This is a genomic window from Pontibaca methylaminivorans, from assembly GCF_900156525.1.
GTDB lineage: Bacteria > Pseudomonadota > Alphaproteobacteria > Rhodobacterales > Rhodobacteraceae > Pontibaca > Pontibaca methylaminivorans.
Map to the genome: position 1 here is coordinate 162,605 of NZ_FTPS01000002.1, position 7,140 is coordinate 169,744.

The 7,140-nt window shown below is 65.1% G+C and carries 7 protein-coding genes; 5 read left to right on the forward strand and 2 right to left on the reverse strand.

The features are described 5' to 3' along the window. Window positions 1–36: 36 nt before the first annotated feature. From B0B01_RS12110 to B0B01_RS12120, 3 genes are all read left to right on the forward strand, one after another. A complete protein-coding gene (locus B0B01_RS12110; protein ID WP_076650312.1) occupies window positions 37–1,437 on the forward strand; it encodes an AAA family ATPase in 1,401 nt (466 codons plus the stop codon). A gap of 2 nt (window positions 1,438–1,439) precedes the next feature. Continuing rightward, window positions 1,440–2,585, forward strand: a complete 1,146-nt coding sequence (locus tag B0B01_RS12115) for a ParB/RepB/Spo0J family partition protein (protein WP_076650313.1) — start codon at window positions 1,440–1,442, stop codon at window positions 2,583–2,585. A 126-nt stretch (window positions 2,586–2,711) separates the two neighbouring features. Beyond that, entirely contained in the window at window positions 2,712–3,734 is a 1,023-nt protein-coding gene (locus B0B01_RS12120; protein WP_083946349.1) for a glycosyltransferase, read from the forward strand. 39 nt (window positions 3,735–3,773) lie between these two features. On the opposite strand, the gene B0B01_RS12125 is transcribed toward B0B01_RS12120, so the two are convergent. Both B0B01_RS12125 and B0B01_RS13095 read right to left on the reverse strand, forming a co-directional pair. After that, entirely contained in the window at window positions 3,774–4,625 is an 852-nt protein-coding gene (locus tag B0B01_RS12125; RefSeq protein WP_083946351.1) for an ABC transporter permease, read from the reverse strand. Between the two features lie 109 nt (window positions 4,626–4,734). Next, window positions 4,735–4,980, reverse strand: coding sequence for a hypothetical protein (locus tag B0B01_RS13095; protein ID WP_143733099.1), 246 nt, complete (start codon window positions 4,978–4,980; stop codon window positions 4,735–4,737). Window positions 4,981–5,079: 99 nt separating this feature from the next. Between B0B01_RS13095 and B0B01_RS12130 the strand changes: the two genes are divergently transcribed. Together B0B01_RS12130 and B0B01_RS12135 are read left to right on the forward strand one after the other, a co-directional pair. After that, complete coding sequence (locus tag B0B01_RS12130; RefSeq protein ID WP_143733100.1) at window positions 5,080–6,195, forward strand: KpsE/RkpR family capsule polysaccharide export protein; 1,116 nt, start codon at window positions 5,080–5,082, stop codon at window positions 6,193–6,195. Window positions 6,196–6,258: 63 nt separating this feature from the next. Further along, window positions 6,259–6,912: an ABC transporter ATP-binding protein gene (locus B0B01_RS12135; RefSeq protein WP_076650316.1), complete on the forward strand. Its 654-nt coding sequence runs from the start codon at window positions 6,259–6,261 to the stop codon at window positions 6,910–6,912. Window positions 6,913–7,140 lie beyond the last annotated feature (228 nt).

Consider the following 7,140-nt stretch of genomic DNA (forward strand, 5'->3'; position numbering starts at 1 on the left):
GATACCTGACCGAATATCCGGGAACAGAGCAGCAGCATGAAGAACCGAGAGAGCCCGCCCTATTTCAATATCGACCCGGATGCGGCGCTGGCCGAACTGGGCGCCCCGACCGACACGGCGGGCTTTGCCGCAATCGCCGGGGCCTGCGCCGAGGGGCGCAACGATCTGGCCGGGCGCGGGCTGAACGAGGCCGGGCGCAAGGCGCTGCGGCTGTTTTCGACCTGGGAAATCACCCGCTACCTGATCCCGGTCGCCCAGGCCCATTTCCGCCGCGTGCTGCGCGCCAATCCCGACCTGCCCCAGGGCCACAGCGAGACCCCGGGCGGCGCCAAGTGGTTCACCCTGGACGAGGTGCTGCTGCTGCGCGCCCATTTCGCGGCGCAGGGGTCGCGGGCCAAGGACTATCTGCCCTGGCGCCCCGAGGGGCTGCCGGCCAAGATGGTGGCGGTCGCGAATTTCAAGGGCGGCGTCGGCAAGACCAGCACGACGGCGCATCTGGCCATGTCGGCGGCGCTCGACGGGTACCGGGTGCTGGTGATCGACCTTGATTCACAGGGCTCCATGACCTCGATCTTCGGCGGGCAGGTGGCGGATGAGTGGCAGACCGCCTTTCCGCTGCTGGCGCGCCATTACGGCGAATATCTGCGCGCCGAGAACCAGCGCCGGCTGGACCGGGGCGAGGCGCCGCAGCCGCTGGACGAGGCGCTCGATGCCGCGCTCGGGATGCGCGCGGGGGACGTGATCCAGACCACCCACTGGCCCAATATCGACCTGATCGGGGCGCAGCTGAACCTTTACTGGGCCGAGTTCCAGATCCCGGTCTGGCGCATGGCGGCGCGGGGCTGGAAGCTCTGGGATGCGCTGGCCGAGCGGCTCGCGGCCGACGGGGTGCTGGCGGACTATGACCTTGTCTTCATCGACACGCCCCCGGCGCTTGGTTACCTGACCATCAACGGGCTGGCGGCGGCGGATATCCTGCTCGTGCCGCTTGGCGCGTCCTTTCTCGAATTCGATTCGACCGGGCGGTTCTTCGACATGTTGCATTCGACCTTCGCCAGCATCGAGGAGGGCGAAAACATTGCCGCCCGCGCCCTTGGCCGCCCGGGGATCGCCTTTGAATGGGATGCGGTGCGCGCGGTGATCACCCGCTATGACGCCGTCCAGCAGGGCGAGATGGCGGCGCTGATCCAGGCCTATCTCGGGCCGACCCTGTCGCCGCACCGCCAGGATTTCACCGCCCTGATCGGCCAGGCGGGCGAACAGGTCGCCGGCATCTACGAGGCCGATTACCGCGATTTCAACCGCGAGACCTATGCGCGGGGCCGCGAGACCTTTGATGAAACCTATGCCGCCTTCAAGCGCCTCCTGCTCGGCATCTGGCGGCGCGACCAGATCGCCGCCGATGCCGACACCGCGGCGCAAGCAACAGGAACCTGACCATGGCCCGACGCAAGCGCCTTTCCCCCGCCCGGCCCGGCGGCAGCGGCACCCCGGAGGGGGCTGATGCCCCTGCCCTGCATCGGGGGCTCGGCCCCGCCCCGATCGCGCAGGTCGCGGGCGAGGCCGCCGCCAGCGCCGCGCTCGCCGAACTCGCCGGGGCGCTGGACGACGCCCGCGAATCGGGGCGGCTGATCGAGGAAATCCCGCTCTCGGCGGTAGATGTGCATTACCTGATGCGCGACCGGATCGAGCAGGACGAGGAAGAGATGCAGGCGCTCATGGCCTCGCTGCGGGCCCGGGGCCAGCAGACCGCGATCGAGGTGGTGGCGCTCGAGCGGCCCGGGGGTGGCGGGGTGCAGGGGAAAACCCATGGGCTCGTGTCCGGCTGGCGGCGGGTGAGCGCGCTCGAGCGGCTCTATCGCGAGACGGATGATCCCCGCTTTGCCCATGTGCGCGCGATCACCATCGCCCCGGGAAATGCGCGGGACGCCTATGTGGCGATGGTCGAAGAGAACGAGATCCGCGTCAATCTCAGCCTCTACGAGCGCGCCCGCATCGCCATCCGCGCCATGCAGCAGGATCTTTACGAGACCGAGCGCGCCGCGCTCCAGGGGCTGTTCGGCGCGACCACGCGCTCGAAACGCTCCAAGATCGGCAGTTTCATCCCCGTGGTCGAGGCGCTCGATTCCGTGCTGCGCCACCCGACCGCGATCAGCGAACGGCTGGGGCTTGCGCTGTCGCGGGCGCTCGCGGCGGATCCGGGCGCGGGCGAGCATCTGCGCCGCATCCTGCGCATGGCGCCGCCCGAGGGGGCAGAGGCCGAGATGCGGGCGCTTGGCGATGCGCTTGAGGAGCTGCAAAGGCCGGACGGAACGGAGCGGGACGGATCCGGACAGGATGCTGCCCGGGCGACACCGCCGCCCGCCCCCGGGACAGCCGCCCCGGCGGGTCCGCGTCCGCGCCTGCGCTCGACCGGGCCGGATATGGCCGCGGGCGAGCGCGTGAACACGACCCCCCTGCCCGGCCTCACCCTCGGCTTTACCGCCAGCCGCAACCGGATCGAGATCACGGGGGCCCCGGTCACGCAGGAGCTTTACGAGGCGCTTGAGGACTGGCTCAGGGCACAAAGAAAAAGGTCACAGTAGTTGCCCCATTGTTTCGCGCGCGAAACAATACGACAGCAAAGCTGACCTTGTTTTTCCGCAATCAGGGCGCAATTGACTTGTCCGGGCTTTTATGTGCCTAGCCGGGCCAGTCGTCAGGAGTGACATGTGAACCCGCCTTCCGCCAGTCTCGTTGCCGTGGTGGTGACGCATAACCGCCTTGCGCATCTGCGCCGGACGCTCGGGCGGCTGCTCGACTCCGGGCCGGACATGCTCACGGCGGTGCTGGTGGTCGACAACGCGAGCAGCGACGGCACCGGGGACTGGCTCGCGGAGCCGGAGGATCCCCGCCTCGAGGTGGTGACGAGCCCGCGCAACCTCGGCGGCGCCGGCGGGTTCGAGCTGGCCATGCGTGAGGCGGTGGCGCGGTTTGATCCCGACTGGATCCTGCTCATGGATGACGACGGCCGCCCCGAACCCGGGGCGCTCGCGGTGTTCCACGCAGGCGACCGCAGCGGCTGGGACGCATGGGCGGCGGCGGTGCGTCACCCCGACGGGCGGATCTGCGACATCAACCGCCCCTCGATCAATCCGTTCTGGAACCGCGCCGCCTTCCTGCGCACGCTTCGGGGAGGGGGGCGCGAGGGGTTCCACCTCGGCCCCGCGGATTACGAGGGAACGGCGCTCAGGGCGGTGGACGGGGTTTCCTTCGTCGGGCTATTCCTGTCGCGGGCGGCGGTCCTGCGGGCCGGCTATCCCGACGGGCGGCTGTTCGTCTATGGCGATGACGTGCTTTACACTCTGCACCTGCGCCGCCTCGGCGGGCGCATCGCATTCGACCCGGCGCTGCGCTTCGAGCATGACTTCTCGACCATACAGGCGCATGAGCGCCGCTTCCGTCTCTTGTGGAAAAGCTATTACCACCATCGCAACCTGCTGATCGTCTATCGCGCGGCGGCGGGCTGGCTGTTCTGGCCGGCGCTGCTTGCGGTGCTGCCGAAATGGTTGCTCAAGATCCGCCACCATGGCGGCGAACGGCGGGTCTTTCTGCGCCTGATCACGCGCGCCATTCGCGACGGGCTGGCGCAGAGACTGGATGCGACACACGAGGAGATCCTGGCACTGGCGCGCACCGGCTCCGAACCCGGGCCGGTCGAGGAAGGGTCGAAATCCGGGCCTGAAAAGGGCTGAATCCGGCCTGGATTCCGGGGCAGGCCCTGTTCGCGGCCTTCAGCGGATCAGGATCTCGCGGTGATAGCGGCCGAGCAGAACAAGCCCCATGACCAGGCTGACTAGTGCCACTGACAGCACGAAAAGATTGTTGACGTAATCAACTATATACATCGGATAGAAGCCGGAGCGAAATTCGCCGATCACGTGGATCAAGGGGTTGTACCAGAGAATCTCGCGCGCGAGCTGGGGCATGTCATCGTAAAGGAAGAATACTCCCGAGGCGATGAATAGGGGGCGCGTGATCACCGACCAGATCACTTCCCAGAGCGGAAATAGCCCCGAAATCGCGCAGTTCAGCACCCCGACCCCAAAGGCTAGCAGTAAAGCCAGTAGGCCTGCCCTCAGGATCGGGATCATGTCGAGCACGGCTTGTGTGTCGCTTAACACCAGGATGACGGTGATCAGGATCAGGGTGATAAATGTTGAGGTCAGGCTGTTGAGCAGGAACCGCGCCAGCACTGCATCGACCCAGGTTACAGCCGGATATTGCAGAAGCGGTTTCGAAAACGAGATCGACCGCCCCACCATGTTTGCGACAGTGTTGAACATACCGTATGGCATATAACCGGTCGCGTAGAACAGCATGAAGCTGGTTCCGATCGGCGGGGTGCGCAGGATCAACGCGAAACCGATGCTGAGCACCATGATGGCTGCGAGGGGCTCGATGATGCTCCAGATATATCCGCCCGGAGTCTTGCCATAGCGCGTGGACATCTCGCGCAGGAGCAGCGCCGCGATCACGCGCATAGTGGCGAAGCTGCGGGCCGGGCGGTGCTCTGGGCACGGCGCCATGGCGGACGCATTTTCATGGGACGGGGAATCAGCAGTGGGAGAGGCAGGCTCTGACATGGGGGATTCGGTAAGAGATTTCAGAACAGATGTTTGGGTTTCGGGATTATAGCCGCGCGGGCGATGCTGGTATTTGCCCGCGCGACTATGTAAGAAACGCCGGAGAAGTTCAAACGGCCTCGTGCTGGAGCGCATGCGCATGGATGGCAAGTCCGACACTTCCGCTGGCGCCGCCGCCGGCGGCACCGATGGTGGTCTCGCCAGACGGGGCGCAGACGACCCCCGGGAGCCCGGCGCGGGCAATCCCCGCCGCCCCGCGGCGCAGCCGCCCGCCGGCGAGAGGCCCGGGCGGAAACCCGCCCGCAAGCCCGGCCTGAAGGCGACTGTCCGGGATCGGCTGAAACCGGCGGACCAATTGCCCAACCGGCCGGGGGCGGAAAGCGCCCGCGCCCTTGGCAGCCGAGCGGCGCGGGCCGGGGCGCTCCTAGTGCGCCCGTTAGCTAAGCGCGCCCGAATGCAGACCCGCCACCGCGGGCTCGTCGGCAGCTTCCTGGCCCTCGTGATGGTGCCGCTATTTCTGGTGATGCTTTATCTCGGGCTGCTTTCGGTCGATCAATACAGTTCCACCGCTGGCTTCGCGGTGCGCCAGGAAAACGCCGCCTCGGGTTCGGATCTCGTCGGTGGACTGGCGCAGTTCGCCGGCGGCAGCGGGATCGCCACCGACAGCGACATCCTTTATGCCTTCATCCAGAGCCAGGAAATGGTCACTGCGGTGAACCAACAGGTCGATTTGCGCGAGCATTATACACAGAACTGGCCGCGCGATTTCGCCTTTGCGCTCTGGCCCCGCTCCACGCTCGAGGATCTGATCTGGTACTGGCGCCGGGTGGTGCGGCTGGCTTATGATAGTTCGAGCGGACTGACTGAAATCAAAGTTCTGGCTTATGATCCCGATACAGCGCAAAAGATCGCCGGTATCATCGTCAATGAGAGCGAAAAGCGCATCAACGAACTGAGCGAGCAAGCGCGTGAGGATACGCTGCGCCATGCCCGCGCCGATGTGGAAGAGGCGCTCGAGCGGCTGCGCGGAGCCCGCGAGGCCATGACCGGCTTCCGCAGCCGCACTCAGATCGTCGATCCTGAGGCCGATATCCAGGGTCGCATGGGAGTGATGAACAACCTCCAGCAGCAGCTGGCGGAGGCGCTGATCAGTTATGATCTTCTGCAGGGCACCACCCGCGAAGATGATCCGCGCATGGTCACCGCGCGTAAGCGAATCGACGTGATCCGCCAGCGTATCCGGATTGAGCGCCAGACTTTCGCTTCGGACAACACTGATACCGGCGGCTTAGGCAAGGATTACCCGAGCCTGATCTCGGAATACGAAAGTTTGAACTTGGATCGAGAGTTCGCCGAACAGGTCTATCGTGCCTCGCTCATGGCGCTCGAATCGGCTCGTGACGAGGCGATTCGCAACAGCCGCTATCTTGCGGTCTACATCAAACCGACGCTCGCCGGATCCTCGCAATATCCGCGCCGCTGGCTGATCTTCCTGCTCACAGGGGTGTTCCTGCTGCTGGTCTGGGCGGTCGGGGCGCTGATCTATTACAGTATCCGCGACCGCAGCTGACACCCGCCGCCCGCGACGCCTGATCCGGCGGCACAAATCTGGCGTGCAAGAAGGGCCGGGCGCATGATCCATTTCGAACATCTCACCAAAAGCTTCCGCATCCGCGGCGAACGCAAGCTGGTGATCGACGATCTGAACATGACTCTGCCCTCGGGGCGCTCACTGGCGCTGCTGGGGCGCAATGGGGCCGGGAAATCGACCCTGCTGCAATTGATCGCCGGCACCCTGCGCCCCGATCGCGGGCGGATTTGGTCCGACGGCAGCATCTCTTGGCCGGTCGGGTTCGGCGGGTCGTTCCACCGTGAATTGACGGGGGCGCAGAATGTGCGCTTCATCGCCCGCATCTACGGGGTGGATACCGACAGTCTGCTGGAATTCGTCGAGGATTTTACCGAGCTTGGGAAATATTTCCACATGCCGGTGCGCAGCTATTCAAGCGGCATGCGCTCGCGCCTCACCTTCGGCACTTCGATGGGGATCCATTTCGATACCTACTTGGTGGACGAGGTGACCGCCGTCGGCGATGCCTCCTTCAAGCGTAAGAGCAAGGCTGTGTTCCGCGAACGCATGAAGACCTCAAATGCGATCATGGTAAGCCATTCCATGAACCAGCTCCGTCAATTTTGTGACGCGGGGCTCGTGCTTGAACACGGGCGTATTAGCTATTTCGAGAATCTGGAGCAGGCGATCGAGCTCCATGAAAGGATGCTAGCATAGCGGCGCTACGAGCTACTCCCCAATGATTTTACCCGCTGAACAGCGCGGAGGAAAGAGCGGGTGCTATTGATGGAAAGCGTATCGAAGATGACCTGCCACGGGATTTTTCCTCCACCGTCGATTAGAGTCCGGTCCAACTTGGGGACGGACAATGAAGCGAACGAGATTTACGGACGAACAGATCATCGGCATCCTGACGGAGCACGAGGCCGGCGCGAAGTGCGCGGA